The following is a 26982-nucleotide window of genomic DNA, read 5'->3' as shown; positions in this document are numbered from 1 at the left end:
GCTCGACTTGCATGTGTTAGGCCTGCCGCCAGCGTTCAATCTGAGCCATGATCAAACTCTTCAATTTAAGATTTTGTTCGGCTCAATGAATACTGAACATTCCTTTCGCTAATAAATAGCAGAAGTAATGTTTGAATTGACTGTGCTGAATCTTTCGATTCAATGGTCACTTCGTTTCATTGAAACCTAATTTGAAGCCGAAGCTTCTAATTGGATTATCATCAACGAGTGCCCACACAGATTGATAGGTCTATATTGTTAAAGAGCTTGCTTCGTAAGCTTTGCTATCGAAGCGGAGGCGTATTCTAAGGAATTAACTTTCAGTGTCAAACACTTTTTAAAATTAATTTTTAGAAGCTTTCTTTTTCCTTATTGCCAATTGCTTTTGCGTTTCCGCTTTGCCCTGACAACGGAGGCGCATTATAGGGAGATGATTTTTCTTGGCAACCCCTTTTTAGAAAAAAACTTAAAAAAAAGCATCGAGTGATTAAATCTCACTCAAACGCTTAATTTTAGCACTCAGTTGTTAACTTCAAGTAGCAAATAGGCAATCAGTATGTGTCTACCCAGCTCTCTTTAAAGCTGGTGATATCAAGATCCAGTGATTGCGCCGCTTCGATTTGCTCGATAGCCTCCAATTCTTTATTTACACTGCTCATCGTCAGTGTGTTGTTGTCTAACTCAAACACTTGGCGTTGCGTGGTGTAATAGAACTTAAGCGTAGTGAGCGCTTTTACATTGTCATTGCTCGCGGCTGCTTTAATGCTTTTTAGTTTACGAAAGATTTTGTTGTGCAGTTGCTTGAGTTTCCAAACGTACAGCACTTCTTCCATGTATGGTCGAGTTTTAATTTGATTCAATAAAGAGAGGGAAGTTGCAACTGCGAGAACGACACCAATCAAATTCCAATGGAAATTGCCCGTTGATTGTTCTGGTACGACTTCAGTGTTGCCAAACAAAACAATCAACAAGGTACTAAAGGCAAGAGAGGAGATTGCGAGCAACGCAACAAAACCGCCAATCACAAGGTTTACTTTCTTTTTATAAATGTCTTTATTTATCTGTTTGATTTCCATATACCACTCCTAACAGGGTTGCCTCCTATTCTAACCAGCACACCCAGCTCCACAATCGAAGCTTTGTAAGTAAGTTCACATTTGCTATTAAACTCGCATCCCTTCCCTGCTTGGGTATATACTTCCGCGCATTCACTCTTCCTATATAGAGGCTAAATTCATGCGCTCTTTTGTTTTACGAGCTCGCGCGGCGCCAACCACCAGCAAAGCACTGTTAGAAGGTGTTGGTAATGAAGCGCATACAGAGATTCTTGCTCATACCATGATGAACACGATGTTCGTTGCTCAATCACACCGTGAAGATGTGGTTGTTCACTTGGTTTTAGAAAGCACAAAAGATTTCTCACGCACCATTACTATTCGCTCCAACGACATCACCAACATTGGCGGCTTCCATGAGTCAACCTTGATTGCAGCAGTGGCTCGCGCTTTGGATGCTTCGGTTGGTATGGGTAAAGAGCAACTTCGTGAAGTCGAACCTGGTATTACCGTTCGTACAGTGAGCTTTGAACGCCTAGTACAAGAACTGGCAGAAGATCACCAACTATATATGCTGGATAAGAAAGGCGAATTTGTTCGTGATGCAGAAATTGGTGAAAACCCATGTTTCTTGCTAACTGACCATATACCGATGCCGAAGAAGTCGTTCAACAGCTTAAAGCGCCTTGGCACAGAGAAGATCAGCTTAGGTCCTAAGATGCTTTTCGCTTCTCAGTGTGTAGTATTGATCCACAATGAGTTGGACATACGCGAATTCTAGTTATTCGCGCACACGTTGCTAGATAATGAAAGAGGACTCTATTGAGTCCTCTTATTGTTTCTATAGTAATGCTAAGTTTACTTACCACCAATGCTCAAACGAGCAAAACGAACGTCTGGCGAGAAGAAAGTTCGGCTATCGTTAATTAGCTGAGTATCACCTACTGCCTCAACTTCTTGCAGCATATTGTAGAAGTTACCCGCTACCGTGATCCCACGAACTGGTTGAATGCGCTTACCATCACGGCACAAGAAACCACTCGCGCCAAATGAGAAATCACCACTCACTGCATCCGCACCAGAATGGACACCTTGAAGTTCGACTAACTCTAGGTACTCACCCGCTTTTACTTCTGACGCACTGCTGTTACCCGTCGCAATCACTTTGTGATTCGCTGATACGTCTAGGCTCGATTTTGCACCGCGAGCGGCACTTGCTGTCGAGACTGCGCCCAAGTAACTTGCGGTCTGGCTGTTGTGTAGCAAGGTTTTCAACTCACCATTAGCAATCATGACATTATCTTGAGTAGCGAAGCCTTCACTATCAAAACTCGCGATTGCCATACCATTTGGCATGTAAGCCGTATCAGTAAAGGTAATCAAATCACTCGCAACACGTTGACCAAGCTTGTCACCCAGTGGCGTAATGCCTTTCATCGCGCTTACGCCAGAGAAAGCACTGCCGAAAGCACCGAATAAACTTGCTAGCGCATTGATGTGGAAGATAGCAGGGTAGTTACCCGTAGCAACCGGTGCGCCTTCAAGAAGATCGCGAGCAAGGTTGTAGCCACCTTCGATACAGTAAGCTGGATTCAACTCATAAAAACGGCGACCCAGTGACATTCTACCCGCCATTGACTGTTTGCCGTCTTTTTCAAACAAGGTATACGCGTAACAAGTGAACGAGCGCTCGAAGTGTTGACACAATGTGCCTTGAGTATTGGCAATGATCAGTTGTGTTTCGCCATCGCTGTAACCATTGTAAGGTGCGCTAGAGGCGTGAGGCAGAGCTACTACACCTTGCTCAAGTGCGAGAGACAGTTCGATTTTTTCGTCAACAGAAGTTGTATCTTCTTGCGCAATCTCAGCAACATCAGTCGCGATTTGGCTGTTCACGCAGCTAATAGTCTGATGTTCATCTTGCTTGGAAAAGCGAGCGCTTTGCAGTGCGTTGGTCAGCATCAAATCTAAGCTTGGTTGCTCTAACGACTCAGAATAGCTTGTTGCAACGCGCGCATCTTTCACAACACGAACACCCAGAACTTGGCTTGAGCTTACTTTGTACTCATCCAGCTTTCCTTGGTTCGCTTTCAGAGAAAAGCTGCTGTTGCGGTTTACAATGACGTCCGCTTCTGCACCTTGGCGTTTTGCTTCTGATAGGACGTAATCAACCGCATTAAGAAGTTGTTGTTCTTGGCTCATTAGTTACCGCCTCCTACCAGAATGTTATCGACTTTCAGCGTTGGCTGACCGACTGTTGTTGGCACTGAACCACTCACGGAACCACACATGCCCGGCGCAAGTGCCATGTCTTTGCCGACCATGCTGATTTCTTTCAACACTTTTGGACCCGTGCTGATCAGCGTTGCTGTTTTCAGAGGCTTGGTGATTTTGCCATTTTCAATGAGGTAGGCTTCACGAACAGCAAAGTTAAACTCCCCCGTACCCGGTTGAACAGAGCCACCGCCCATCTTCTTCGCATAGATACCACGTTCGATGCCTGCCAGCATGTCATTAAGTGAATGCTCGCCCTCTTCGATAAAGGTGTTACGCATGCGCGAGGTTGGTGCGAACTTGTAGTTTTGACGACGACCAGAACCCGTAGGCTCATAACCTGTCTTCATGCCACCCATTTTATCGACCATAAAGCTGGTTAGCTTACCGTCTTTGATCAATTGGGTGCGCTGAGTCTTCATGCCTTCGTCATCAACATGAATCGAGCCCCATTCGTTGGTCATGGTGCCATCATCGACTGCATTCACCGCGGTGTGAGCAACCATTTCGCCCATCTTGTCGTGGAATACTGATGCTTTCTTCGCAACCGAAGTGGTTTCTAGCAAGTGACCACACGCTTCATGGAAGATAACGCCGCCAAAGCCGTTACCAATTACCACTGGCATTTCACCCGATGGACAAGCATCAGCGCCAAGTTTTACCAACGCTTGTTGCGCGATAGTTTGACCTAGCTCTTTCGCATCAAGCTGTTCACTGAACTCCCAGCCAGCAAGAGCACCAGGACCTTCCATACCAGAAGACTGCTCATTACCTTTTTGAGCGACAGTATTACCAGCAACTCTGATGTAGTGACGAGTATCGTCAACGTGTAGACCTTCTGAATTGAAGATAGACACTTGCTGTTCGCGCTGAAGCACGCTGCCAATAAACTGGCTGATATGCTCACTCTCAGCACGTGCGGCTTGGTCAACTTTCAATAGAAACGCGATTTTTGAATCTAGGTTAGCATCCTTACTTAGTGGCATGCGGCAACCATGTTGGATTGGGTAGCGGTTCAAATTCAAAGAACCCGCTGACGCGATTTGCTCACGCTTGTCTTTTGCAGCAAGCAGCGAGGTTACGCGCTTTAGTTCGGCTTCATCTGTGCTGTTGGTGTAACCGTAAAGCACCTTATGACCGAAAAAAAGACGAATACCGATACCAAAATCGATACCCGAGTTAACCTTATCCACTTCACCAGATGCGATCTGGACAGTGTTGGTTTGGTGATGTTCAACGAATAGTTCAGCGAAATCAGCCCCCAAAAAGAGCGCATGATCGATCACTGACTTCGCTGTTACAGAATTAAGCATGAAGTCTCCTTGCTCGATGATCGTCTTAGCCATCCTAATTAACTGTGAAAAAGTTCAACAAAGTTAAATTGGCAACACGTTAAATTTTAACAGTTTTTTAACCTTGTTTTGTGCTAATCCTTGCTTAACGAGACCACGATTATTTATTAAATATTCCAGGTTCTGCTCATTCACCAGAGCGTTGCACTAGTAAATTCCACCCAGCAAACCATTTAGGTGCTTACTTTATCACTCACCTCGCATAATTGAATACTCATTATAATTACGCTCAAAAAACGTATCCCTTCCGCAATGGTCCTGCTATCATCCGAACGAAATAGTCGGGGGGCCACACGACAAGTGTTGGCTGAGATCGAAATTCGAGACCCGTTGAACCTGATTCAGTTAGCACTGACGTAGGGAACTATGCACACTTTGCCTTTCGTCGCCCCTCTTAGGTAAGCGATAGCGATCGAAAAATCGATCTATCTGCAACGGTCAAAGTCAGTTCCTATACGTCTTGTAGTAGGAGCGACCATGACGCAGCAATCACAACCTCATTCACATCACACGCCAGCCTTGCCTACCCCTATCGTATTGACCATCGCGGGCTCAGACAGTGGCGGCGGCGCAGGTATTCAAGCCGACATCAAAGCGATGTCCGCAACCGGCAGTTTTGCTTGCTCGGTAATCACGGCGATTACTTCGCAAAATACCCAAGGCGTTTCTGCGATTTTCCCCATTCCTCTCGACCATGTAGAGAGCCAACTTGATGCAGTATTTACCGACCTCAACATCGTTGCAGTCAAAGTGGGCATGCTGGCCGATTCCAACATCATCAAAGTCGTTGCTGACAAAATTAAACAATACCAGCCAAAACACCTCGTGATTGACCCTGTAATGGTGGCCACCAGCGGCGATCTATTACTAGAGCAGTCAGCAATCAGCACTTTAAAAGAAGAATTGATTCCGCTCGCAGACATCATTACCCCTAACCTACCCGAAGGCGCAGCATTGACGGGTAAGCCAGTGCCTCAATCAGAGTCTGAAATGAACGATATGATTACCGAGCTTCGTGCGCTTGGAGCCAAAGCTATTCTGCTCAAAGGCGGTCACCTTGAAGAAAATGAAAACAGCAACGATCTGCTTATCATGCAAGACAGTGCCGAGTTAATCAGCGCTAAACGCTTTCCAACCAAAAACACCCATGGCACAGGCTGCACGCTGTCTTCTGCTATCGCGTCTTATCTTGGACAAGGCAACAATCTGCACAAAGCGGTGCACCTTGGTAAGCAGTACATCAGCCAAGCTATCGCGCACGCTGATGAATTGGATGTCGGTAAAGGTCACGGCCCTGTGAACCACTTTTTTGCGGGTCATACTTATGTTCGCTAACGCGATTGGCATTCAGCTTTCCGATGCTAGCCTGCGATACAAAGATAGCCAAACACCGACTTTAGCAGGAATGAACATGACCATTCCCGTCGGTATATGGACGGTATTACTCGGACGAAGTGGCTGCGGGAAAACGACGATCCTTCGTTATCTAGCTGGGTTGTTAGACGACAAAGTCGAATGGCATGGTGAATTAACCACCACGGATGGCATTGCCTTGCACGAACGTATTGCCTACATGGCACAACAAGACTTGTTGCTACCATGGCTAAATGTGTTAGACAACGTCTGCCTCAGCACTCGGTTTTCTCAAGAACAAGCACCAGAGCAAAATAAACAACGCGCACTGACTTTACTAAACCAAGTAGGACTCGCCGATTACGCTGATGCTAAGCCTGCTCAGCTCTCTGGGGGCATGAGACAGCGCGTTGCCCTTGCTCGCACTCTGATGCAAGACAAGCCTCTAGTTCTGATGGATGAGCCTTTCTCTGCACTGGACGCGGTTACTCGTCATAAGTTGCAAACCTTGTCTGCCGAATTACTGAAAGATAAGACGGTTGTTCTGATTACCCACGACCCACAAGAAGCGGTGCGATTAGCTCACCAACTCTATGTGTTGCAAGGCACACCTGCGCAAGCTCAGCACTTGGTCGTTCCAGACTCCAAGCCGCCCCGAGCTCTCGATGGAGAGTGCGCGGCGCTACAACAAGCGATTTTGGATCAATTGGAGAAAGACTATGAGTGATATGACTCAGTACAACTCCGTTTCGGCACGCATTAGTAAAAAAGAACGCGTGACCCATCCGGCTCTGCGCTTGGTCATTAGCACAGCGGTGATCTTGGGATTGTGGCAGTTGGTTGTTGTGGTATTCGACATGCCAAGCTTCATCTTACCTTCACCAATTGAAGTGCTGGATAGATTGGTCACTCGTTACGATGTCTTGCTCAAACATACTTGGGTTACCGCGCAAGAGATCTTACTTGGCTTGGCGCTTGGATTATCGATGGGTTTGCTGTTCGCATTGCAAATGCTGATGTTCGAGCCGCTCAAGCGCTGGTTACTGCCCATTCTGATTGCTAGCCAAGCGATCCCTGTGTTCGCCATCGCGCCAGTGCTCATGCTTTGGCTGGGTTACGGCATTGCATCAAAAGTAGTCATGGCGGCAATCATCATCTTTTTCCCCGTCACGACATGTTGCTATGACGGTTTGCGCAATACACCAACAGGTTACCTCGACCTTGCCAAGACCATGGGCGCCTCTAAATGGCAGTTACTTCGTCATATTCAATTGCCAGCCGCACTACCAACTTTAGCTTCAGGTATTCGTGTTGCCGTCGTTATTGCGCCGATTGGAGCAGTGGTCGGTGAGTGGGTAGGTTCAAGTGAAGGCTTGGGTTATCTGATGCTCCAAGCCAACGCTCGCATGATCATTGATGAGATGTTTGCGGCGCTGTTTATCCTCGCCGTGCTGTCTATCGCACTCTACTTCATCACCGATAAATTATTGAAAAAAGCCATCCCTTGGGAAAGTAAGTAATTACAGAAAATAACCAAAGAAAATTGGGAAAGAAAAGGAAGAACCCCGTGAATAAAAACAAACTTATGAGCGCTGCTGCTCTACTCGCTTCAGTGGTATCAACCAACGTGCTTGCTGCTGAAAAAGAGATGACACTGATGTTGGATTGGTTCGTCAACCCAAATCATGGTCCTATCGTGATTGCCAAAGAGCGTGGTTACTTCAAAGAACAAGGTTTGAAGGTCAACATTCAAGAGCCTGCTGATCCAAGCACACCACCTAAGTTGGTCGCGGCGGGTAAAGTCGACATGGCGATCTCTTACCAACCAAGCCTGACCATCGATGTCGCGGCTGGTTTGCCACTAATCCGCTCTGCGACTTTGATTGCTACGCCACTCAACACGCTGATGGTGTTGGACAACGGTAAGAATGAAAACCTTGGCGACTTAAAAGGCAAGAAGATCGGTATTGCGATCGCCGGCAACGAAGAAGCGACAATCGGCACCATGCTTGCGCAAGAGAACGTGAAGTTTTCTGACGTACAAATCATCAACGTAGGTTGGGCGCTGTCTTCGTCTCTTGCGTCTGGCAAAGTGGATGCGATTTGGGGCGGTCTACGTAACTTCGAAACCAACCAACTGGCACTAGAAGGTTATAAAGCTAAAGCCTTCTTCCCTGAAGAACACGGAGTACCAGCGTATGACGAGTTAGTCTTCGTAGCCAATGCAAAAACCTACGACAAAGAAGCCATCAAGGCATTCAACAAAGCACTAGAGCAAGCGACCACTTACATCGTTAACCATCCAAAAGAGTCGTGGAAAGAGTTTGTGGCTTATTCACCAGACACACTCAACAACGAGCTTAACCAACGCGCTTGGAACGACACACTAACTCGTTTCGCTCTTCGTCCATCTGCAGTAGATCTGAAACGCTACGATGATTACGCCGAGTTTATGTATTCACAAAAAATCATCGAAACACTGCCAAAAGCGAAAGATTACGTACCGAATTTTGACTAATTCTACTGACCTTAGGATCTAAGCCTAGGGTCTTTTGATAACGAGATACCCATAATGAAATACCAAGATTTGATCGACGCTTGCCGCCAAGATTGGCAAGAATACACCGAGCATGCTTTCGTGCAGCAATTGGCGCAGGGCACTCTGGCTCAGCCTTGTTTTCTGCATTACCTAAAGCAGGATTTTCTTTTCCTAAAACAGTACGCACGAGCTTACGCATTAGCGATCTACAAAGCGCGTACTTTGGATGACATGCGCCGCGCGCTCCCAAGCGTACATGCATTGCTAGATTCTGAAATCGCCCATCACGTGACTTACTGTGAGCAATGGGGGCTGACGGAATCCGACCTAGAAAACGAGCCAGAAGATTTCGGCACTGTGGCTTACACCCGCTACGTATTGGATGCTGGCATGACGGGCGATCTTGTTGATCTATACGCGGCACTAGCGCCATGCTCCATCGGTTATGCCGTAATCGGTAAGATGCTGATTGAAGATGAAAAGACAGTAATCGAAGGCAACCCATATGCAAGTTGGATCAACCTCTACGGTGGTGAGGAATTCCAATCTGGTGTCGCAAAAGGGGCAGAACACTTTAATCAGTTGCTAGCAGAAATTGATATCAACAGCCAGCGCGGTCAAAACCTGATTCAGGTATTCAAAACCGCAACGCGTATGGAAGTAGCATTCTGGCAACAAGGTCTGAACGCTCAGCAAGATTAATCGGAGAGTCTCATGTTAATTGAACAAATCACCCAAGCATTAACCGCAGTACGCCAGCAAAAGCCTTTAGTCGTCAACATCACTAACTACGTGGTGATGAACAACACGGCAAACGCGCTATTAGCTATCGGCGCTTCTCCAATCATGGCGCACTCCAAGCAGGAAATGGCAGAGATGATGTCGTTCGCGGGTTCACTGGTTATCAACATTGGTACCCTAGACAGCGTTTGGACACCACGTATGAGCTATGCCGTAGAGCAAGCCAATGCCAATGGTAAAATCGTTGTACTCGACCCTGTCGGTTGCGGAGCAAGCTCACTACGTACAGAGACATCACGTGAAATCGCACGCCTTGCAGACAAACTCATCATTCGTGGTAACGCTTCAGAAATCATCGCTCTCGCTGGCGAGCAAGCACAAAGCAAAGGCGTTGATGCGTTAGACAGCAGCGACGCAGCACTTGGCGCAGCCAACTTCTTAGTCGCAGAGTATGGTGCAAGTGTAGTGATTTCTGGCGAGACTGATTACATCGTCACGAAAGAGCAAACCGTCCAGTTGAATAATGGTCACGAGATGATGCCTTACGTAACCGGAATGGGCTGTACACTAACGGCACTGACGGGTGCTTTCGCTGCTGTTGGTGATCACTCCGGACTTGCTGCGGCGGCGGTACTGGGCGTTGTTGGCGAGATTGCATCGGAACAAGCTCGTGGTCCAGGCAGCCTGCAAATGAACTTGTTGGATGAGCTTTACCAGTTGGATGAAGAAACGCTAGCAAAACGCCTAAAACTGCAAGTGAGCTAAGCTTTGCTCTAATAAATACCGGCCTCTCATTCCATCTAGGAGAGGCCCAAAGGAAACACAATGAACGCCTATCGTTTATATTTGGTCACCGACGACCAACAAGATTTAGCCACACTAAAGCGTGTTGTGAGAAAAGCCGTGAAAGGTGGCGTGACCATGGTACAAGTCCGCGAAAAACACGGCGATGTGCGTGCGTTTATCGAACGAGCTCAAGCCATAAAGACTATCCTTGAAGGCACTGGCGTCCCATTAATCATCAATGATCGTGTTGATGTTGCCCTTGCCGTCGATGCCGATGGTGTTCACCTCGGGCAGTCAGACATGCCAGCAGAGATCGCTCGTCAATTGATTGGCCCAAACAAGATTCTCGGCTTATCGATTGAGACTGAAGAGCAGCTGGCAGAGGCGGATTCTCTGCCCATTGATTACATCGGCTTGAGTGCCATCTTCGCTACGCCGACCAAAACCAACACCAAAAAACACTGGGGTATTGATGGTTTGAAGATGGCGTTGAACACCACGTCCTTACCAATCGTCGCGATTGGTGGCATCAACGAAACCAACATTCCTGCCCTGAGTGCGACAGGTGTACATGGTTTGGCTTTGGTTTCTGCCATTTGTCATGCAGAAAACCCAACCAAAGCAGCAGAGTACTTACTTTCTCTGATGGATTAAGACCCCAACGCTTAAGGATGAGCGCCTTTACCCTCCGGATAAATGTCATCAATTCATCACTCAACCTTCATTCTCTCGTCAAATTGACAGAGCGTTGATAAGTTTTTCACGCCAGATAACGTAAGATAAGCCCCTTATTTTAACGTGGTTGAATAACCCTCAATAAAAACAAAACGCTCTCAATGAAAACCAAAAAATATGGATTGATGATGCTCGCCTTGTTTGTTCTTGGCATCATCCCAATGTCGCTGTTTGGCTCTTATCACAATCTCACTTCACAAGTGCCTGAAAGTCTGGGTATTACTTTTACTTTGCTCACAGATTCTGCTGGTAGCAAAGGCTTTTTAATTACGTTAACACTGCTACTGCTTTCTTTATTTCGCTTTAAACCAAGTCGCATTGAGTGGATACAAAAACTCTCAATGTTAGGGTTGTTACTGGTGATTGGTTTTGCCAGCAAAACGGGGCTAAAACTGATGACAGAAAGCCCGCGTCCCTACACGGAATTGCTCGCAGCAGAACAATTGATTGAGCACCCAGACGCGTTTTATCAGTTGGATACAAAGCAGCAAGCCAACGTAATTAACCAGATTTCTGAACACGTCAGTGATTGGCGAACGCGCCATTGGCAAGGCGAAAAAGACTATTCTTTCCCATCCGGCCATACGATTTTCGTTTCGATTTGTTTGGCTTTCTTTGGCGGGTTGTTCTTACAGAACAAGTGCTATATCTCTGCACTGTCATTATGGATGTGGGGAATGAGCGTCGCATATAGCCGCTTATGGCTGGGTATGCATCGCCCTGAAGATTTAATAGGCTCAGTCTTGTTTGTCGCGATTGTATTTACTTTACTCCCGACATTTCAGATTAAGAAACAGATGCCGTTTGTTTCTCTTGCTTCGCGCTAATGTGAACGATTACTAGATAAAAAAGAAGCCAGCGATTCGCTGGCTTCTTGCTTTAAAGCGCTACTTTTTTCTAACCATTTCTTGGTGGTTCAAACGCTGTTAGTTCTAATTCTGGGCCAGTGTATTTTTCAATACGAACCAGTGCCGAGTTCGCCGCACAGCCGTTTGCAAGTCGAGAGGTCGGAATATCCAACGTTAACACGTTACAACCGCCGTTCTTACAAATGCCGGTTTTCGGATCCAAATCCGGCCAACCGCCTTCATGAATACATACTGAGCCTTGCTTGATTCGGTCAGTCACTTCTGCACCAACCAATACTTGGCCACGGTTGTTAAACGCACGAACTAGATCGCCCGTTTTAATACCACGCGCTTTCGCATCTTCAGGGTGAATCCAAATAGGTTCACGGTTTGCAATTGCGTACTCTTCGCGAATCTTCGCGTAGTTAAACTGGCTGTGTAGACGATGCGCGGCGTGCGCGGTCATTAGCTGCAACTCGCCATCTTTTGCATTGCCGGTGTACTCGGTTGGTGCCATCCACGTTGGGTGTGGAGGACAGTCTTCCAACTGGTAACCTTCAATGGTTTTCGAGAAGATTTCGATCTTACCACTTGGTGTACCGAGTGGATTCATGATCGGGTCTTCACGGAAATCTGCGTAACGAACAAACTGTGCGTTCTTCTCGTTCCACTTCATCTCGATCAGTTGGTTATCTTCCCAGAACTTGCTGAAGTTCGGCATTGCTACGCGAGAGCCACGGCCACCTTGTTGCGCCGCCTTGTAGAAGCCGTACAGCCATTCCATTTCAGTTTTGCCTTCGGTGTATACGTCACGGCCACCCGGAGCTAGCATCTCTGCCATGTCCGCGAATACATCGAAGTCATTACGCGCTTCACCTTGCGGCTCAACCACTTGCTTCATTGGCACCAAGTGTTGGTTACTGTAGTCACCCGTCATCGTTAAGTCGTTACGCTCGAACGATGTGGTGATTGGCAGAACGATGTCCGCGTGCTTCGCAGCCGCCGTCCAGTAAGGCTCTGAAATTACGATCAGCTCAGGCTTTTGCCACGCTTTAATCAAACGGTTGGTGTCTTGGTGGTGAGTAAAGTTCGCACCACCTGCCCACCAAATCATCTTGATGTCCGGGAACGTCAGTTCATGACCGTTATGATGGTAGGATTGACCTGGGTTTTCCAACGCCTCGACAATACGCGCCACAGGGAAGCTTTGCACCGCGCCAGACACTGCCCAGTCGTTCCCCGCAGAAGAGCCACCACCCAGTGATGCCGAAATCGCAGGAAGTACGCCAGCATCACGAGCAGGGTTACCACCGTTTGAGTAGTGATAAGAGAAACCAAAACCACCGCCCGGTAAACCGATTTGACCCAACATCGTTGCCAGTGTAACCAGCATCCAGTGACGCTGCTCACCGTATTGTTGGCGCTGCATGCCCCAACCCGCCATCAGCATGGTGCGGTTTTTACTGAAGATGTCAGCCAGTAGCTCAAGTTGCTTCGCAGGTACGCCACAGATTTGTGATGCCCATTCTGCTGATTTTTCTACGCCGTCTTCTTCGCCCATCAGGTACGCTTCAAACTTGTCGTAACCTGCGGTGTATTTATCGAGGAAGGCTTTATCGTGCTTACCTTGTTTCACCAAGGTGTGTGCGATACCCATCATCATTGCCACGTCGGTCATTGGGTGAGGAGCAATCCACTCCGCATTCTCACCAAAGAACTCGATGGTTTCAGAACGAATAGGGTCAATAGCGATAACCGTCTTGCCTGACTTTTTCAACTGATGGAAGAACTCAAGACCAGCACAGTCTGTTGAGCTCCACGCGATTTTTAGAGTGTTGATCGGGTTTAAGCCCCAAAGCACAACCACATCGCTGTACTCTAGTACCACTGGGTACGTGGTTTGCTGCTCGTATACTTCGATAGAGCCCACAACGTGCGGCATGATGACCTGCGCAGCACCCGTTGAGTAGTCACCCAAGTGGCCTGAATAGCCACCCGCCATGCTCATGTAACGTTGCAGCAAGGTTTGTGCTTTGTGCAGCACGCCACTTGAACGCCAGCCGTAAGAACCAGCAAACACAGAAGCCGGGCCATATTCTTTACGAATGCGCATGTGCTGCTCGTGTATCAGCTTGTAAGCTTCATCCCAAGACACACGCACAAACTCATCACTACCGCGCACACCTTCTGGCGACGATGGGTTTGCCAAGTAGCCTTTACGTACCATTGGGTACTTCACACGCGCCTTGGTATGCACTTGGTCAGGCCCAGTAGTTTGTAGACTATTTGGTACAGTTTGTGGAAGAGCATTAGTAGTCGAAACCAACTTACCATCTTTCACTTCACATAACATTGGGCCCATGCGGCCCGCTGTCAAAATGCCCTTGCCACGCTGGTTTGAAGACGCAACAGACATAGGTGCAAATGAAGTGAATGCCATTGCACCAGCCGCCATACCAGTGCCTTTTAGAAATCCGCGACGGGTCATATTAGTCATAATCTTATCCTTCTATTTATCGTTAGTGACCAACCACATCTTTCGCGTGGTGCTGGAAGAACTTGGTTAGAATTTCTAGGTTCTCGGCTGAAATATCAGTTCGATCACCCATACTTTTCGCTACCGGTCCCCATGCATTCACTGTGAAGTGATTTGAAGGAATTTTCGCGTGACAAGTTGCACAGTAAACGTTGTCCAACTCTTCTGCGTATGACCATACGGGTTCAAGCGTGTCAACAACTGGAGAATCAATAGCGCCAGTTAGAGAAACCGCGCGCCATTCGTTGCCGTAAACATCTGCCTCAAATTCACCAGTTTCAAGCGCTTGTTGGCCTTGCTCTGTTAGCGTTGCAACGATGGCACGTTGACCTTCTCCCATGTAAAGCACTTGCTCTGCGCCTTTCATTTGGAATGCCTTCAACTTAACAGTGCGGTTGTCGCCTTCAGAGCTGATTACTTCCAACTTCGTCGTTGGGTTAATTTTACCCATCTCACCCATTGCGATTTCAGTCACAGGGTAAACGACTTTGGCACCAGGTGATGTTTTTGTGGTGAAGCTCATCAACGTTTCAAATGCCTTGCTGTCTAGCTCTGCTTCTGGTGCAAAGTGCGCCACACCTTTATGACAATCGATACACGTTTGATCGTTTGCTTTCGCGTAAGCGTGCATCTTCGCCGCATCACGTGATTGCTCAAACTCTTCCATTGCATCGAAATCATGACACGAACGACACGTCGCTGAATCATTTTCACGGAACTGAGCCCATACCGTTTCAGCCATGTCTTTACGATGTGCTTCATATTTCTCTGGCGTGTCGATCTTACCTGTCACAAATTCATGGTAGATGTCTTTCGACGCGCGAATTTTGGTGATCAGGTAATCCATTGGTTCTTGAGGAATATGACAGTCAGAACATTCCGCGCGAATGCCTTTCGCATTACTGAAGTGCACTGAGCCTTGGTACTCTTTGTAAGGGGTTTCCATAGAGTGGCACGAGAGACAAAATTCAGTATCTGAGGTGTAATGCATTACTGCCGCACTCCCCCCCAAAGTTAACCAGCCCACACCAATGCCGGCAGCAACCAGCAGTGCAACATATCGTTTTTTTATTGACATAATTAGCAACACTTCCAAATAAAATGTAATTATAGGTCGCAAATTACTACTTTATGGGTAGTCCTCTCTTGATCCACATCATTTCCGTGTTGCTCTGTATGCCTCAAGTATGAAATTTTGTTATTTGCATCTCAAAGATGAATATATGGCAATAATCCATTACCCAGCCAACTATTCACCACATAAATCACTTTTATGAATGCAACTATTTGATTAAACAGATAAGAGGATGAGAGACTGAATCTCCACATTGATGCAGTAAGGACACGCATGTCAGTTTACATCGAGACGCACAGAAGCCAATTAAGACCCATCAAAGCCAGTGACTGGGAACTCTTTCAACGATTACTCTCCGAACAAGAGGTTATTGCGCTCTGTTTCGATCGTCCCAGCGAAACAGAAATAAGAGAAAAATTTGCTTCGCGATTATTACCATGGACCCCAAATTGTCAGCATTGGCTTTGCCTTGTAATACTCGATAGGCAATCTGAGCAACCCATCGGCATCACTGGCTTTGCTATTGAAAACGGTAAGGCAGAGGTAGGTTACTTACTTTTGCCGGAATTTCATGGCCAACAGTTTGGAACAGAAACTCTTCAAGCGCTTCTATACTGGGCAACCTCGACACATAACATCAACCACTTTTCCGCGACGGTCACTGAAGGCAATATTGCGTCAGAGCGTGTCCTGATAAAATGTGGTTTCGAACTCATTGAGGTCATTCCAGACTCATACCAAATTGGTGGCAAACCCTACGCCGATAAAATCTACTCACTACAAAAATAAGGACGTATTTTGAATAAAGTAGTCATCATTACCGGCGCAAGCCGAGGCATTGGAGCCGCAGCGGCGAAAAAGCTGGCCGAGCAAGGCTATCGCGTTTGCGTTAATTACCGCACTCAGCAAGAGGCCGCCGACCAAGTTGTGGCAGAAATACAAGCAAACGGTGGCAAAGCGATTGCCATCGCCGCAGACGTAGCCGATGAGAAGCAAGTGCTCTCCTTGTTCGATGAAACAGAACGTGAATTTGGTGCAGTGACGCACTTGGTCAACAACGTTGGCATCCTATTTACTCAATCGCCTTTGTCAGAAATCAGCTTGGAACGCTTTCAGAAAGTAATGAACACCAATGTGAATAGCTGTTTTCTCTGCTGTCGAGAAGCGGCGAAGCGATTCAGTGCAGGCGGTGCAATTGTGAATGTCTCCTCTGGAGCGTCGCGCTCAGGCGCGCCATTTGAGTATGTCGATTACGCCACATCAAAAGGCGCGATGGATACTTTAACGAAAGGGCTCTCGCTAGAGTTGGCAGAGCGCAATATTCGCGTCAATGGCGTTCGACCTGGTTTCATTTACACTGATATGCATGCCGACGGCGGAGAACCAAACCGAGTAGATAGACTCAGCCCTCAAATTCCTCTTAAACGCGGTGGCACGGTAGAAGAAGTGGCAAATGCGATCGCTTGGCTATTAAGTGACGAAGCCTCTTATGTCACAGGATCATTTATCGATATTGCAGGGGGCAGATAGAATGCAAGTCCATATCCGACAAGCGATTCCCGATGATTTAGACGAAATTTTTCAGCTTAATTTTCAAATTAATTCACTGCATTTTGCGAATGCGCCAGAAGCCTTTGTTGCGCCTTCAGAAGCTGACCGCGAATTTCTTGCACAAGCACTAGAGAACAAAGAGCGACTCTTTTTGATTGCCGAACGCGAACAGCAAATTCTCGGCTTCTTAACCGCGATGATCACCCAAAACGACACCGTCAGTTTTCTGATCAAAGACCCAATTTGTCGCGTGGGAACAATTGTTGTCGATGAAGCGCAAAAGCAGCAAGGAATCGGCCGCCAACTGCTCCTAGCCTGTGAGCAATGGGCGCGCGACGCCAATGCCACACAAATTCGATTGGAAGTGATGGAATTCAATCAGCCAGCACAGCGCTTTTACGATAATCAAGGTTTTAAAACTAACTCACGCATTATGCTGAAACATTTGTAACGATAACGACAATTAAGCGCTTTTCACGACTAAACCCACCTAAATCGTATTTATCGATGCAATTTACCCCCTAATTTTAGAAAAAGACGATATGATGTGCGGATAAGGAGATTCGAACATGATTTATCTTTTCGATTGGGGGAACACCTTGATGGTAGATTTCCCTGAGGCACAAGGAAAAATGTGCGATTGGGAACACGTAGAAGCAGTCCCTCAAGCCAGAGAAACACTGGCAATACTTTCCCAAAATCATCCCATCTACATTGCGACCAGTGCATCTGATTCCAACATGGAAGAGGTTCAGCGTGCATTTGTTCGCGTCGACTTAGACCAATACTTAAATGGCTATTTTTGTTTTGCCAACCTCGGCATCGCTAAAAACCAACCTGAGTTTTATCTCGCCACCGCAAAACAGTTAGGGGTTAACGTGAGTGGAATAACCATGGTTGGCGATTTACCTCACAAAGATATTTACCCTGCGATGAAAGCGGGCGTAAACACAATTTGGTTTAACCCAACGGGCGCTGATGCACCAGCCGAAGCCATTCCTAACCAAATTCGTTGTTTATCTGAGCTTATCCCCTAACCGTTACTAACCTGCACTAATCAAGGAAGATGAATGCAAATCAGATCCATCAAGGTGAGCGATATCGCGCGCTTCACCGCGCTGTGGAATCGAGTGTACTCCGAAGGGGAATTTTTGATTTCTCCTGCACCCGATAACGCAACGCTTCGCAGAATCCTGCAACGTGTGGAAAACGAGTCCATCCCTCAGTTTGTCGCGTTTGACCGCCAAAAACTTATCGGTAGTGTTGAAATCTACCCAGCTGAGATGTGCGGTTACGAAAGAGAGCAACGCCTTCGCGTCGGTATTCTTGGTATTCACATCGACAAAAACTACCGAGGCAAAGGATTGGGGCGGAAACTATTGGCAGTCGCGATCGCACGTGGTTGGGAATTTGGTTACGACCAAATCGCACTCTACGTATACACAACCAACACACCAGCGATTGCTTTGTATGAACGGTTTGGATTTGAACATCAGGGAGAACTTGGGGAAGTGACCTTGCCAAATGGTAAAGTCTTGATGAGTCAAAAAATGATATTGTATAAAGCGCAAAGCCGCTCGAAAAGCCCAGATTTGTAGAGTCACGATAACCGTTGTTCGCAACACTTATTCGGGGTTAACACCCTTGCGTCACATGCCCTCGAACAATTGAATCGTTAGAGGCTTGATTCACGTAGTAGAAATAGCATGCGTCTTCTGCCAGTGTGTAACCTTGCGGCCAAATGTACACCACGCGATCAACACCCGATTTATCTAAGAACTGATAATCAGGAATAGCGACAAAATGAGCACTGTTTGGGTGCTGCTGACCGATGATGCAAAAATCACTGCCTTTGCACGGCACGTCAATTTTCGAATAACCTCTGGCTGGTAGATCGATTTCTAACAAAGCTCGAATACTATCGGCACTCGCTTCTGGCATGCCTTTGCGTGTTTTGACATGTCGGTCAATGTAGTGAACGTGCTCTTGGCCGTAAGCGTTATCAATCACTGATTGAGCATGGAAGAATTTGAGAGCCGTACCCAAAGAAGACTGAGAACTGTGCAGCATCGCAGCGTATGCTTGGCGATGAATATCGAGTAGTACTGGTAAAGCAGCTAATGCGATGAAAGCCAAAGTGGTAAGCACTATGGTGATTTCCATCAGCGTAAATCCCTTTGATTTCACGTTTCTTATCTCAACTAGCCCAAGACAATAGCCCCACATCCATGTGAGACCGAGCCAATATATCGCCAATTTCTTACGATTAAAGGCTTAAGGGGTAAGAAGAGACAAACACCACGCAAACTTGAGAACAGCAGCCAAATAGCCGTGTAACAAAACGACGCTATGTGTCAGATATTAGACGGTTTTTACTCTCTAGTTACTGAGTAAAGGCACATTATTTCGCACCAGACCACGACGAACATTCGTGCACATTTTGCCAAAACGACGAATCTCATCGAACTGCGGAACAATGCCGCGCTCCATGGCTGACTCCCAATAAGTGACTTCTGAATCGACCATTTCCAACAATTTCTTCGGACAGCCAATGCACTGCCCTTCTGGTCCACATACAAACGTTTCTGGTTCATAAATTGGTAGTTCCGCTTTTACTTGCTCGATGATACTACGCATGGCGGTCATTCGATCTGGCTTTACCTTCATCATTCTGCTCCACGGATTAAGATGAAGCAGATTGTACCCACTGGTACGAAAATGTCCCTACCCAATTTAGGTATATTCTGTTTGAATCGATTTCTTTATCGTCAGATCCGGCTTTTTAACCACCAAATACACCGCCGTAGCTGCCAGTACGAAACCAGAAATCCCCATCCAATCAAATGACTCTCCAAACGCGAGCCAAGCCTGAATCGCCGTCGTTGGCGGCACTAGGTAAAACACAGACGCCACACTCGAAGACGCCCCATTTCTCACCATGTACAGCAACAATAGAATCGCCACACAAGAGAGCACGACGACCAACCACAACACGGTCAAAATAAACTCCAGTTCCCATTGCACTTGCATGGTTTCAAACTGCATCGCAACAGGCAGAAACATGATGAGCGCGGCCAAATATTGCACTGTCGCACCACCAACCATATCCACTTGTTGGCAATGTTTTTTCTGATACAGCGTCCCTAGCGTGATACCAACCAAAGCCAATAAACACAAACCAATGGCCAACACTTTGTGCTGCTCGGATTGCCACTCCATTTTGCCCATCAACACCATAGCAATACCGACAAAACCAAGAGCCAAACCCAGCCATTGCGAGGGTTTAAATTCCTCACGAACAAACGCCACCAACAAAGCCGCGGTTAAAATCGGCTGAATGCCCACCAGCAACGAACTCAACCCCGCAGGCATACCCAAGGCGATAGCGAAATAAGTACCGCCCAGATAGAAACCGTGGATCAACGCCCCGACTACGCAGCTGTGCCAAAAATCTTTCCCTGTCGGCAACCTTCTACGCAATACCGCCACAAGAACCAAGAACAGTAGGACATTGAATGCCATACGGATAGAAAGTAGTGTCGCTGGCTCAGCATATTGCAAACCAAAACGCGCACCAACAAATCCAGAAGCCCAAAGGATGACAAATACAAAAGGGATGGCTCGGATTAACATGTTCGCCTCACTCACGCTTGTTTTATGTTTTGAGATGCTGCTAATGTAATTAGGTACAGTGTTTTCAAAAAGTGACAGATGGAAGTGTTTTTATGGGTACAGATTTATTGGGAAGCGGTGAAGGGAATAAGTACCTCGTGGTGGAAAAACACCTCAAACAAGCCATCAATGGTGGCGTTTATCAAGCGGATGATCGACTGCCCTCCATTCGCTCGTTGAGCCAAGAATTAAGCGTCAGCAAAAACACCGTGATTCGTGCGTATCAAGAGTTGGAAGCGCAAAACTTGGTGTACTCGGTTCCCAAATCGGGTTATCGAGTGAAAGTCGCTTTGCCGACCTATCGCTCAATTCCGGATCCGACTCGCGTGGATTTGCTCTCGATCTGCAAAGAAATCCTTACTTATCCTGAATACCAAGAGCGTTTGCCTACCGGTTCTGCCCACCCAAACATTGACTCCCCCGCGATCAAAAGCTTGTACGCCGAGATCGGCCGCCACAGCCGCCAGCAAACGCATGTACCGAGCCATTACCAATTACCACCCGGTGATCACCTCTTAATCAAACAACTAGCGAAAATCACACAAGATTTGGGCACGCCAGCCAAGTTGGATGAGATCATGGTGACGCACGGCGCGCAACAAGCCATTAGCCTAGCGCTGCGCGCAACGACACAAAAAGGCGATATCGTCGCGGTGGAGTCCCCTTGCTATTTTGGCAACTTATTGATGCTAGAATCACTCGGCCTCAAAGTGGTGGAAATTCCGAGTTGCCCACGCGACGGTATGTGCCCCGAAGCCTTAGCAAAAGCAATGGCGACATGGGACATAAAAGCGATCATCGTAACGCCAAACTTCACCAATCCAACTGGTGCCATGATGCAGCTAGAAAAGCGTCAACAATTACTATTGGCGTCCGGCAATATTCCTATTATCGAAGACGATGTGTTTGGCGGGTTAAGTTATGATAAGCCGTTGCCAAGCTTGAGATTGCTCGATGACAAGCAACGCGTAATTTACGTAAATTCGTTATCCAAAACGCTCGATTCGCGTTTGAGAATTGGTTGGATGTTGGCGGGGCGATATCGAGATCAAATTGAGCAATATCTACTGTGTGAGAACATGGGCAGTTTGAACCTGATGCAATCCGCCGTGGCAACGTTTCTAACGTCAGGCAAGTATCGAACGCATACTGCGCGAATGGGACGGGTGTATCAAAACAACATGCGCCGATTTATCCAGATGCTTCATCAATACTTAGATGAGCACGAATCTCTAAAAAATCGATACCAGATCAACGCCGTGCAAGGTTCGTTCTTGCTTTGGTTACGACTGCCCGAAGACACGGACAGCTATGCGTTGTATCAAGCGTGCAATAAGCACAGAATCAGCCTACTTCCCGGTACTGTATTTGGCACTCAAGGGCAATATCGGCATTGCGTACGCCTCAGCGTGGCAAACTTTGGTCATGAAACCGATTGGAGTCAAGCGATGCAAACACTGGCAAAATTGATAGCAAAGCATGCCTGTTAACTCGCTCTTGCTAAATGAACTTATGCCTACACACGCAAACACGTAACAACAAAAAACTCCACGCAAAGGTGGAGTTTTCTCGTATCGTTATCGCCCTCAGTGCGACTTAATTTGCCACATTCTCGCGACGTTTTCGGCTAAGTTAGCAACGTTGACGTCGGCCTCTTTCATGGCCTCAGGTAAGCTCATCGCCCTTGGTACACAAGCAAACACCGCATCAATGCCGCACTCATAAACCGCCTGATAGTTGTCGCCCACACAGCCTGCTAATGCAATGACTGGTAAATTACACTGCTTGGCGACCTGAGCAACGCCCATCGGCGTTTTGCCATGTGCGGTTTGATGATCGATTCGACCCTCGCCTGTAAATACGATATCCGCATCCGCAACATGCTGAGCAAGTTTGACCGTTTCAAGCACAATCTCAATTCCCGGTTGCAAACGTGCTGGCGTGTACCCGAGCAAGGCCGCGCCCATACCACCAGCAGCACCCGCCCCTTCACGAGTCAGTACATGCTTACCCGTCGCTTGTTCCGTCAACTCGCCAAACTTGCGCAATGCGTTATCGAGCAGAGTGACGTCTGATACGGTCGCTCCCTTTTGCGGGCCAAAGATAGCCGACGCGCCTTTGTCACCACAGAGTGGGTTATCAACATCGCACGCTACCAACACTTCGCAAGTTGCTAAACGAGGGTCAAGACCAGAAATATCGATGGACGCAAGCGCCGCTAACCCGCCTCCATTTGGGGTAATTGCATGACCAGATTCATCAAGAAACGCCACCCCCAACGCGGTCAACATGCCCACGCCACCATCATTGGTAGCGCTGCCGCCCAAACCAATGATTAAACGTTGAATGCCTCTGTCTAGCGCGTGTTTGATCAGCTGTCCGGTACCAATGCTACTGGTCAGTTTTGGGTCGCGAGCGTCACTCGGCACAAGGTGTAGCCCACTGGCCTCCGCCATTTCAATAACCGCAGTTTCGCCTTCGCCGAGGATGCCATAAAACGCTTCAACATCATTCCCTAATGGCGCAGTCACTGTTGTGAAGACTTGTTCGCCTTGAGTTGCATCTATCAAAGATTGAACCGTGCCTTCGCCACCGTCTGCGACCGGAACCGTAACAAACTCAGCATCATGCCATACGCGAGCAAGACCCGTTTTGATCGCCTCGCTCACTTGTTTGGCGGTTAAGCTTTCTTTAAATGAATCAGGTGCAATTACCACTTTCATACGTATTTCCAGAGACTTATAAGAGAACGAGGCTCAAAATGTACACCAATGCCATTGCCGTGACACCTTGAACGAGCGTAGCCATGGTTTGCGCGCGGTACGCTAAGCCCACCGACATGCGGCTAAACTGCGAAACTACCCAGAAGAAACTGTCGTTTGCATGAGAAACCGTCATCGCACCAGCACCGATCGCCATCACCGTTAATACGCGGCCCATTTCTGAATCGAGCCCCAATTGCGTAAGCATAGGCGCAACCAAAGCCGATGTGGTCACCAATGCAACCGTTGATGAACCTTGCGCCGACTTTAGCGCAGCCGCAACGATAAATGGCATGAAAATACCCACGCCCAGCGCCGATAGCGTCGTACCTAAGTATTCACCTAGCGGCGTTGCTTTTAATACCGCGCCAAAAGCACCACCCGCACCGGTAATCAAAAGAATAGGCGCAGCAGCCGTAATACCTTGGCTGATTCGCTCGCCAAATTCTTCAATCTTGTTGTCTGATTTGAGTAGGCGAACAGAAAGGAACAGGCCAATCACTAATGCCGTTAGTGGCTGTCCTAAGAAAATCAGAACATCAAACACAAAACCTTCGCCCAGCGGTAGGCTTGGGAATTTCGCGATAGAGCCAAAACAGATCAATAAGATAGGAACAAAAATAGGAGCGAATGCTTGGCTCGCCGTTGGCAATTTGCCGTAAGACGCTTTGAGTGCTTGCCAGTCTTGCTGAATTTCTTCTACGGCTTCAATGCCATCTGGTTCAACATGTTGGAATCGGTTCGCCCACAACATACCCGCTAACGCCGCAACCGCTGCAACAAACACACCCACACCAATCACTAAACCAAGGTTAGATTCCAGGCCTAAGTTACCCGCAGCGGCAATCGGTCCAGGAGTTGGCGGCACAAATGTGTGCGTTGCATATAGGCCAGTTGCCAACGCCACACTCATCGCAACGCTTGAGGTTTTTAAACGCTTCGCGAGTGATTCTTTGAGCGAGTTCAGAATGACAAAGCCTGAATCACAAAATACCGGAACAGAAACGATGTAACCGATGATACTCATGGTCAATGTTGGGAAACGCTCACCCAACACTTTGATGACCGTATCGGCCATAGTGATCGCTGCACCACTTTTTTCCAAAATAACACCGATGATGGTACCTAAAACGATAACCAAACCAATGTAACCAAGGATGCCGCCAAAGCCAGAAGCAATGGTTTTGGCAATGCTATCTGCCGGTAAGCCGTAAGCAAATGCCGCAAGGAACGCCGCGATGATCAGCGCTAAAAAGGGATGTAATTTGAATTTGGTGGTCGTGAGCACAATAAATGCGATCACCCCGAGCAGGATTAATATAAGGTTCATGATAACTCCATTTATTCTTATTTTGCTGAGCGAGTCCGTGTTGGCTCACTCAACATGTAGGGATGCATGAATTATTAATCGTTTGCTTTCGAATTCCTTTAGGCGGAGTGACAAATGATGTGGTCAAAAAATAACGCGTATTGTGCAGATGCACAATATCACGACATTTTTGAGAGCCGAGTCGCAATATAAAGCTCCGCTAACCCCACAAAATTGGTAGTTGGTAGCCCTGTTATCTCGGTGATTTTCTCTAACCGATAGCGCAGAGTGTTCCGGTGAATAAACAGCATTTTAGAGCATTCTGTTACATTGCCATTGCATTCAAAAAGTGCATCTAGGGTTTTCAATAATTGCCCAGATTTGTCTTTCTCTTTCAACCGTTTCACACCATCAATAATTTGTTCACCTTGCCAAATATCCGCCAACGGCGCTAACAAAACAGGCAAACGAAGTTCATCGAACAGGTACTTACGTTTCTCTGGGTAGAACTGCTTGCCAATGGCTAATACCTGCTTCGCGCTTTGGTATGACAACGCGACATCTTTAGGCTCATTAAACAGCTGTCCTAGCGCAATGTGAAACGTATGCGAATCGTGATCGCTTAAACGCGACATCAACTTATCAATGCGCTCACTTTCAACTTGGCTGTCCCACTGCTTGGCGGAATGACACGGTTTCAACACCACAATTTCATTCACCGAGACAATCGCAACTAGATTGTTACGCTCTGGGTATTCAAGCAGTTCAACAATATTGCGCACACTCTTCATGCTTTTTGAGGCCGACGGCGTCGAGACTTCAATCACCGTTGCCACCCGTGGTTGAGTAACATCGATAGAAAGACGCATCGCCCAATCTTTCAGCTCTTCATCGGTCAATTTGCCATTGATCCAAGCCAGAATAAACTCTTCGCGATGACGTCTGTCCCACTGAAATTTTTCCACCAGCGCGGCTTGCTCGATTGTCAATTCAGCGGTCATTTTAACCAGTTTGGCAAAATCTCGGATTTTCTCCGGCTCGCCTGTGACACCAACAATACCAACCACGTCGCCATGTAATTTCAACAACATATTGATACCGGGTTTGACACCCTGCAACGTCAAACATTGCTGCTCATTAAGCTCTAGCGAATCGCCATGATTCAGCGCCAGTACCGCGCCATCATGCACTTGCCCAACACGTTTAGGGTCGCCACTGCCAATGATGATGCCTGCCGAGTTCATCACATTCACATTGTGACCAATGATGGACATGGTTCGATCAACAATTTGTTGTGCTAAAGCGTGGTCGAGAATCACCATTTCGAGTTTCCAAATTGACCGTTTAATCACTCAATAAATCACAAATGGCAAACTATCGCGATGCTGCGGTTCTAAATAACGGAAGCAGCTCAAAGCATTATCCAATTAACCACACTTAAAAAGAGGATTAAGCCTTCATTTTTAGCAGAGGGTTATATACTTAGAACAAAGGTTACCAATGCATTCTTCACTGTGCATTGATGCCACTCGTCTACCTACAGAGGAGAGATCAACATGGAGTTACGGAATAAATCGGGGGAAGTTGCAAATATTGCTGATAACCTCACTTTGAAGGAAATCACAGAAATGGGCTACACCGTAGATTTATGCGATGAAGCATTTGCTCCTGGAGAGCATTGGAAAGCGGAAGGTAAAACGCAAGGTATGGGCGAGTATCCAGAGGAGTAAACGTCCTGACGAGCCAGCGCACAAAAGCGTTCCACAAACAGAAAAACCGAGCGACTTAACGCTCGGTTTTTTACTTTTGAACTTCTTGAATAAACAAGCTCATCTCTTCTAGATAATTGCCGTTTGAGCATCCCCAGTCGGTGACCTCAATCAACTCTGTAACTAACTGTCCAGACTCATCATCTTGCACTCTCTGCACAAACGCTTCAAAACGTTCCAGTTGTGCCTGACTCTTAACGCCATGCACGGCATATTCTACAAGCAAGCCGTTGTACGTCTGCCAGCGCTGGTCGCCCGCAACATCATTGCTTAAAATCACAGAACATTTTTGTTGAATGCTTTCAACCGCATCATTTCTTGGTGGCGCGACTGTGGAACATCCAACTAAAATCGTACCTACCGCCAATAACGTAACTTTTGTCTTATTTATCATATCGTTTCCAAATGTATCGCCACGATATGGAAATCTTATTACACCTGATAAGGATCATCGATAGCGCACCGCAGATTAATTACTTAATAAACTGTAAACTCCATACCAGTCTTAACACTGCAAGCTCAGAACTCCTATTAACCCACCCAAATGTAAACAAATAGTAAAATCACCTTTACGCGATGCAAAATCGACAAATGAGATTAGCGTTCCTTTCTCGCGGCCAAGCGT

Annotated in this window: 28 protein-coding genes, 1 rRNA gene and 1 riboswitch; of the genes, 16 read left to right on the top strand and 13 right to left on the bottom strand. The window is 47.1% G+C overall.

Annotation, left to right across the window (positions count from 1 at the left end; all coding sequences use genetic code 11):
• Together R7Q09_RS15625 and R7Q09_RS15620 are read right to left on the bottom strand one after the other, a co-directional pair.
• Positions 1-67 (bottom strand): 16S ribosomal RNA (locus R7Q09_RS15625); the annotation flags it as partial.
• 484 nt (positions 68-551) lie between these two features.
• On the bottom strand, positions 552-1076 hold the full coding sequence (locus R7Q09_RS15620) for a DUF3087 domain-containing protein (RefSeq protein ID WP_047102521.1): 525 nt from the start codon (positions 1074-1076) through the stop codon (positions 552-554).
• A gap of 160 nt (positions 1077-1236) precedes the next feature.
• Here R7Q09_RS15620 and trmY point away from each other — a divergent pair, with 160 nt between their 5' ends.
• Complete coding sequence (gene trmY / locus R7Q09_RS15615; protein WP_017634347.1) at positions 1237-1836, top strand: tRNA (pseudouridine(54)-N(1))-methyltransferase TrmY; 600 nt, start codon at positions 1237-1239, stop codon at positions 1834-1836.
• Between the two features lie 77 nt (positions 1837-1913).
• Here the strand turns inward: trmY and R7Q09_RS15610 are convergent, their stop codons facing one another.
• Both R7Q09_RS15610 and R7Q09_RS15605 read right to left on the bottom strand, forming a co-directional pair.
• Positions 1914-3257: a TldD/PmbA family protein gene (locus R7Q09_RS15610; protein ID WP_318070975.1), complete on the bottom strand. Its 1344-nt coding sequence runs from the start codon at positions 3255-3257 to the stop codon at positions 1914-1916.
• Entirely contained in the window at positions 3257-4642 is a 1386-nt protein-coding gene (locus R7Q09_RS15605; protein WP_170889897.1) for a TldD/PmbA family protein, read from the bottom strand. Before R7Q09_RS15605 ends, R7Q09_RS15610 begins: the two co-directional genes overlap by 1 nt.
• A 311-nt stretch (positions 4643-4953) precedes the next feature.
• Positions 4954-5061: riboswitch (TPP riboswitch) on the top strand.
• A 97-nt stretch (positions 5062-5158) separates the two neighbouring features.
• Here R7Q09_RS15605 and thiD point away from each other — a divergent pair.
• The 8 genes from thiD to R7Q09_RS15565 all read left to right on the top strand — a co-directional run bounded on the left by thiD (position 5159) and on the right by R7Q09_RS15565 (position 11662).
• The gene (thiD, locus tag R7Q09_RS15600; protein WP_318070974.1) at positions 5159-6016 is read left to right on the top strand and encodes a bifunctional hydroxymethylpyrimidine kinase/phosphomethylpyrimidine kinase; all 858 of its coding nucleotides are present in this window, start codon (positions 5159-5161) and stop codon (positions 6014-6016) included.
• Positions 6006-6761, top strand: a complete 756-nt coding sequence (locus tag R7Q09_RS15595) for an ABC transporter ATP-binding protein (RefSeq protein WP_318070973.1) — start codon at positions 6006-6008, stop codon at positions 6759-6761. The genes thiD and R7Q09_RS15595 overlap by 11 nt, the downstream gene beginning before the upstream one ends.
• Complete coding sequence (locus R7Q09_RS15590; RefSeq protein WP_050918773.1) at positions 6754-7554, top strand: ABC transporter permease; 801 nt, start codon at positions 6754-6756, stop codon at positions 7552-7554. The genes R7Q09_RS15595 and R7Q09_RS15590 overlap by 8 nt, the downstream gene beginning before the upstream one ends.
• A 47-nt stretch (positions 7555-7601) precedes the next feature.
• Positions 7602-8552, top strand: a complete 951-nt coding sequence (locus tag R7Q09_RS15585) for an ABC transporter substrate-binding protein (protein WP_086047575.1) — start codon at positions 7602-7604, stop codon at positions 8550-8552.
• 54 nt (positions 8553-8606) lie between these two features.
• Positions 8607-9275: a thiaminase II gene (gene tenA, locus R7Q09_RS15580; RefSeq protein WP_020195160.1), complete on the top strand. Its 669-nt coding sequence runs from the start codon at positions 8607-8609 to the stop codon at positions 9273-9275.
• 12 nt (positions 9276-9287) lie between these two features.
• A complete protein-coding gene (thiM, locus tag R7Q09_RS15575) occupies positions 9288-10079 on the top strand; it encodes a hydroxyethylthiazole kinase (protein ID WP_318070972.1) in 792 nt (263 codons plus the stop codon).
• A gap of 60 nt (positions 10080-10139) precedes the next feature.
• Complete coding sequence (gene thiE / locus R7Q09_RS15570; RefSeq protein WP_170893879.1) at positions 10140-10754, top strand: thiamine phosphate synthase; 615 nt, start codon at positions 10140-10142, stop codon at positions 10752-10754.
• Positions 10755-10936: 182 nt separating this feature from the next.
• Positions 10937-11662, top strand: coding sequence for a phosphatase PAP2 family protein (locus R7Q09_RS15565; protein WP_005374297.1), 726 nt, complete (start codon positions 10937-10939; stop codon positions 11660-11662).
• 70 nt (positions 11663-11732) lie between these two features.
• Here R7Q09_RS15565 and R7Q09_RS15560 read toward each other — a convergent pair whose 3' ends face one another.
• Together R7Q09_RS15560 and R7Q09_RS15555 are read right to left on the bottom strand one after the other, a co-directional pair.
• On the bottom strand, positions 11733-14180 hold the full coding sequence (locus tag R7Q09_RS15560; protein WP_318070971.1) for a trimethylamine-N-oxide reductase 2: 2448 nt from the start codon (positions 14178-14180) through the stop codon (positions 11733-11735).
• A 22-nt stretch (positions 14181-14202) separates the two neighbouring features.
• Positions 14203-15297, bottom strand: a complete 1095-nt coding sequence (locus R7Q09_RS15555; RefSeq protein ID WP_171342378.1) for a NapC/NirT family cytochrome c — start codon at positions 15295-15297, stop codon at positions 14203-14205.
• A gap of 270 nt (positions 15298-15567) precedes the next feature.
• Between R7Q09_RS15555 and R7Q09_RS15550 the strand changes: the two genes are divergently transcribed.
• The 5 genes from R7Q09_RS15550 (at position 15568) to R7Q09_RS15530 (ending at position 18443) form a co-directional block, all read left to right on the top strand.
• Positions 15568-16083, top strand: a complete 516-nt coding sequence (locus tag R7Q09_RS15550; RefSeq protein ID WP_318070970.1) for a GNAT family N-acetyltransferase — start codon at positions 15568-15570, stop codon at positions 16081-16083.
• A 9-nt stretch (positions 16084-16092) separates the two neighbouring features.
• A complete protein-coding gene (locus tag R7Q09_RS15545) occupies positions 16093-16824 on the top strand; it encodes a glucose 1-dehydrogenase (RefSeq protein ID WP_005383319.1) in 732 nt (243 codons plus the stop codon).
• Position 16825: 1 nt separating this feature from the next.
• Positions 16826-17296 carry a GNAT family N-acetyltransferase gene (locus R7Q09_RS15540; protein WP_025768770.1) on the top strand — a complete coding sequence of 157 codons (471 nt, stop codon included), beginning with the start codon at positions 16826-16828 and terminating at the stop codon, positions 17294-17296.
• Positions 17297-17414: 118 nt separating this feature from the next.
• A complete protein-coding gene (locus tag R7Q09_RS15535) occupies positions 17415-17882 on the top strand; it encodes an HAD family hydrolase (protein WP_213893166.1) in 468 nt (155 codons plus the stop codon).
• Positions 17883-17915: 33 nt separating this feature from the next.
• Positions 17916-18443 (top strand): GNAT family N-acetyltransferase, encoded by a 528-nt coding sequence (locus tag R7Q09_RS15530; protein WP_064369517.1) that lies wholly within the window; start codon positions 17916-17918, stop codon positions 18441-18443.
• A 37-nt stretch (positions 18444-18480) separates the two neighbouring features.
• Here R7Q09_RS15530 and R7Q09_RS15525 read toward each other — a convergent pair whose 3' ends face one another.
• The 3 genes from R7Q09_RS15525 to R7Q09_RS15515 all read right to left on the bottom strand — a co-directional run bounded on the left by R7Q09_RS15525 (position 18481) and on the right by R7Q09_RS15515 (position 20478).
• Positions 18481-19071: a prepilin-type N-terminal cleavage/methylation domain-containing protein gene (locus R7Q09_RS15525; RefSeq protein ID WP_318070969.1), complete on the bottom strand. Its 591-nt coding sequence runs from the start codon at positions 19069-19071 to the stop codon at positions 18481-18483.
• Positions 19072-19224: 153 nt separating this feature from the next.
• Positions 19225-19512: a hypothetical protein gene (locus R7Q09_RS15520; RefSeq protein ID WP_005374318.1), complete on the bottom strand. Its 288-nt coding sequence runs from the start codon at positions 19510-19512 to the stop codon at positions 19225-19227.
• A gap of 66 nt (positions 19513-19578) precedes the next feature.
• Entirely contained in the window at positions 19579-20478 is a 900-nt protein-coding gene (locus tag R7Q09_RS15515; protein ID WP_318070968.1) for a DMT family transporter, read from the bottom strand.
• A gap of 92 nt (positions 20479-20570) precedes the next feature.
• On the opposite strand from R7Q09_RS15515, the gene R7Q09_RS15510 reads away from it, so the two are divergent.
• Positions 20571-22007: a PLP-dependent aminotransferase family protein gene (locus R7Q09_RS15510; RefSeq protein ID WP_318070967.1), complete on the top strand. Its 1437-nt coding sequence runs from the start codon at positions 20571-20573 to the stop codon at positions 22005-22007.
• A 96-nt stretch (positions 22008-22103) separates the two neighbouring features.
• On the opposite strand, the gene R7Q09_RS15505 is transcribed toward R7Q09_RS15510, so the two are convergent.
• The 3 genes from R7Q09_RS15505 to R7Q09_RS15495 all read right to left on the bottom strand — a co-directional run bounded on the left by R7Q09_RS15505 (position 22104) and on the right by R7Q09_RS15495 (position 25910).
• Positions 22104-23240 (bottom strand): glycerate kinase, encoded by a 1137-nt coding sequence (locus R7Q09_RS15505; RefSeq protein WP_062730852.1) that lies wholly within the window; start codon positions 23238-23240, stop codon positions 22104-22106.
• Between the two features lie 16 nt (positions 23241-23256).
• Positions 23257-24609 (bottom strand): GntP family permease, encoded by a 1353-nt coding sequence (locus R7Q09_RS15500; protein ID WP_005383302.1) that lies wholly within the window; start codon positions 24607-24609, stop codon positions 23257-23259.
• Between the two features lie 158 nt (positions 24610-24767).
• Positions 24768-25910, bottom strand: coding sequence for a sugar diacid recognition domain-containing protein (locus R7Q09_RS15495; RefSeq protein WP_005374330.1), 1143 nt, complete (start codon positions 25908-25910; stop codon positions 24768-24770).
• A gap of 234 nt (positions 25911-26144) precedes the next feature.
• Here R7Q09_RS15495 and R7Q09_RS15490 point away from each other — a divergent pair, with 234 nt between their 5' ends.
• Entirely contained in the window at positions 26145-26318 is a 174-nt protein-coding gene (locus R7Q09_RS15490) for a hypothetical protein (RefSeq protein WP_005374332.1), read from the top strand.
• A gap of 70 nt (positions 26319-26388) precedes the next feature.
• On the opposite strand, the gene R7Q09_RS15485 is transcribed toward R7Q09_RS15490, so the two are convergent.
• Entirely contained in the window at positions 26389-26751 is a 363-nt protein-coding gene (locus R7Q09_RS15485; protein ID WP_017634365.1) for a hypothetical protein, read from the bottom strand.
• Positions 26752-26982: the final 231 nt, after the last annotated feature.

The sequence above is a fragment of the Vibrio sp. 2130-1 genome, from assembly GCF_033339515.1.
The sequence above is the reverse complement of the archived record's forward strand: the minus strand, read 5'-3'. Positions and strand labels throughout refer to the sequence as shown.

Bases quoted from the DNA above. Each gene is read 5' to 3' on its own strand.
- R7Q09_RS15620 (WP_047102521.1), bottom strand. From the start codon at position 1,076: ATGGAAATCAAACAGATAAATAAAGACATTTATAAAAAGAAAGTAAAC.
- trmY (WP_017634347.1), top strand. From the start codon at position 1,237: ATGCGCTCTTTTGTTTTACGAGCTCGCGCGGCGCCAACCACCAGCAAA.
- R7Q09_RS15610 (WP_318070975.1), bottom strand. From the start codon at position 3,257: ATGAGCCAAGAACAACAACTTCTTAATGCGGTTGATTACGTCCTATCA.
- R7Q09_RS15605 (WP_170889897.1), bottom strand. From the start codon at position 4,642: ATGCTTAATTCTGTAACAGCGAAGTCAGTGATCGATCATGCGCTCTTT.
- thiD (WP_318070974.1), top strand. From the start codon at position 5,159: ATGACGCAGCAATCACAACCTCATTCACATCACACGCCAGCCTTGCCT.
- R7Q09_RS15595 (WP_318070973.1), top strand. From the start codon at position 6,006: ATGTTCGCTAACGCGATTGGCATTCAGCTTTCCGATGCTAGCCTGCGA.
- R7Q09_RS15590 (WP_050918773.1), top strand. From the start codon at position 6,754: ATGAGTGATATGACTCAGTACAACTCCGTTTCGGCACGCATTAGTAAA.
- tenA (WP_020195160.1), top strand. From the start codon at position 8,607: ATGAAATACCAAGATTTGATCGACGCTTGCCGCCAAGATTGGCAAGAA.
- thiM (WP_318070972.1), top strand. From the start codon at position 9,288: ATGTTAATTGAACAAATCACCCAAGCATTAACCGCAGTACGCCAGCAA.
- thiE (WP_170893879.1), top strand. From the start codon at position 10,140: ATGAACGCCTATCGTTTATATTTGGTCACCGACGACCAACAAGATTTA.
- R7Q09_RS15565 (WP_005374297.1), top strand. From the start codon at position 10,937: ATGAAAACCAAAAAATATGGATTGATGATGCTCGCCTTGTTTGTTCTT.
- R7Q09_RS15560 (WP_318070971.1), bottom strand. From the start codon at position 14,180: ATGACTAATATGACCCGTCGCGGATTTCTAAAAGGCACTGGTATGGCG.
- R7Q09_RS15555 (WP_171342378.1), bottom strand. From the start codon at position 15,297: ATGTCAATAAAAAAACGATATGTTGCACTGCTGGTTGCTGCCGGCATT.
- R7Q09_RS15550 (WP_318070970.1), top strand. From the start codon at position 15,568: ATGTCAGTTTACATCGAGACGCACAGAAGCCAATTAAGACCCATCAAA.
- R7Q09_RS15540 (WP_025768770.1), top strand. From the start codon at position 16,826: ATGCAAGTCCATATCCGACAAGCGATTCCCGATGATTTAGACGAAATT.
- R7Q09_RS15535 (WP_213893166.1), top strand. From the start codon at position 17,415: ATGATTTATCTTTTCGATTGGGGGAACACCTTGATGGTAGATTTCCCT.
- R7Q09_RS15530 (WP_064369517.1), top strand. From the start codon at position 17,916: ATGCAAATCAGATCCATCAAGGTGAGCGATATCGCGCGCTTCACCGCG.
- R7Q09_RS15525 (WP_318070969.1), bottom strand. From the start codon at position 19,071: ATGTGGGGCTATTGTCTTGGGCTAGTTGAGATAAGAAACGTGAAATCA.
- R7Q09_RS15520 (WP_005374318.1), bottom strand. From the start codon at position 19,512: ATGAAGGTAAAGCCAGATCGAATGACCGCCATGCGTAGTATCATCGAG.
- R7Q09_RS15515 (WP_318070968.1), bottom strand. From the start codon at position 20,478: ATGTTAATCCGAGCCATCCCTTTTGTATTTGTCATCCTTTGGGCTTCT.
- R7Q09_RS15510 (WP_318070967.1), top strand. From the start codon at position 20,571: ATGGGTACAGATTTATTGGGAAGCGGTGAAGGGAATAAGTACCTCGTG.
- R7Q09_RS15505 (WP_062730852.1), bottom strand. From the start codon at position 23,240: ATGAAAGTGGTAATTGCACCTGATTCATTTAAAGAAAGCTTAACCGCC.
- R7Q09_RS15500 (WP_005383302.1), bottom strand. From the start codon at position 24,609: ATGAACCTTATATTAATCCTGCTCGGGGTGATCGCATTTATTGTGCTC.
- R7Q09_RS15495 (WP_005374330.1), bottom strand. From the start codon at position 25,910: ATGGTGATTCTCGACCACGCTTTAGCACAACAAATTGTTGATCGAACC.
- R7Q09_RS15490 (WP_005374332.1), top strand. From the start codon at position 26,145: ATGGAGTTACGGAATAAATCGGGGGAAGTTGCAAATATTGCTGATAAC.
- R7Q09_RS15485 (WP_017634365.1), bottom strand. From the start codon at position 26,751: ATGATAAATAAGACAAAAGTTACGTTATTGGCGGTAGGTACGATTTTA.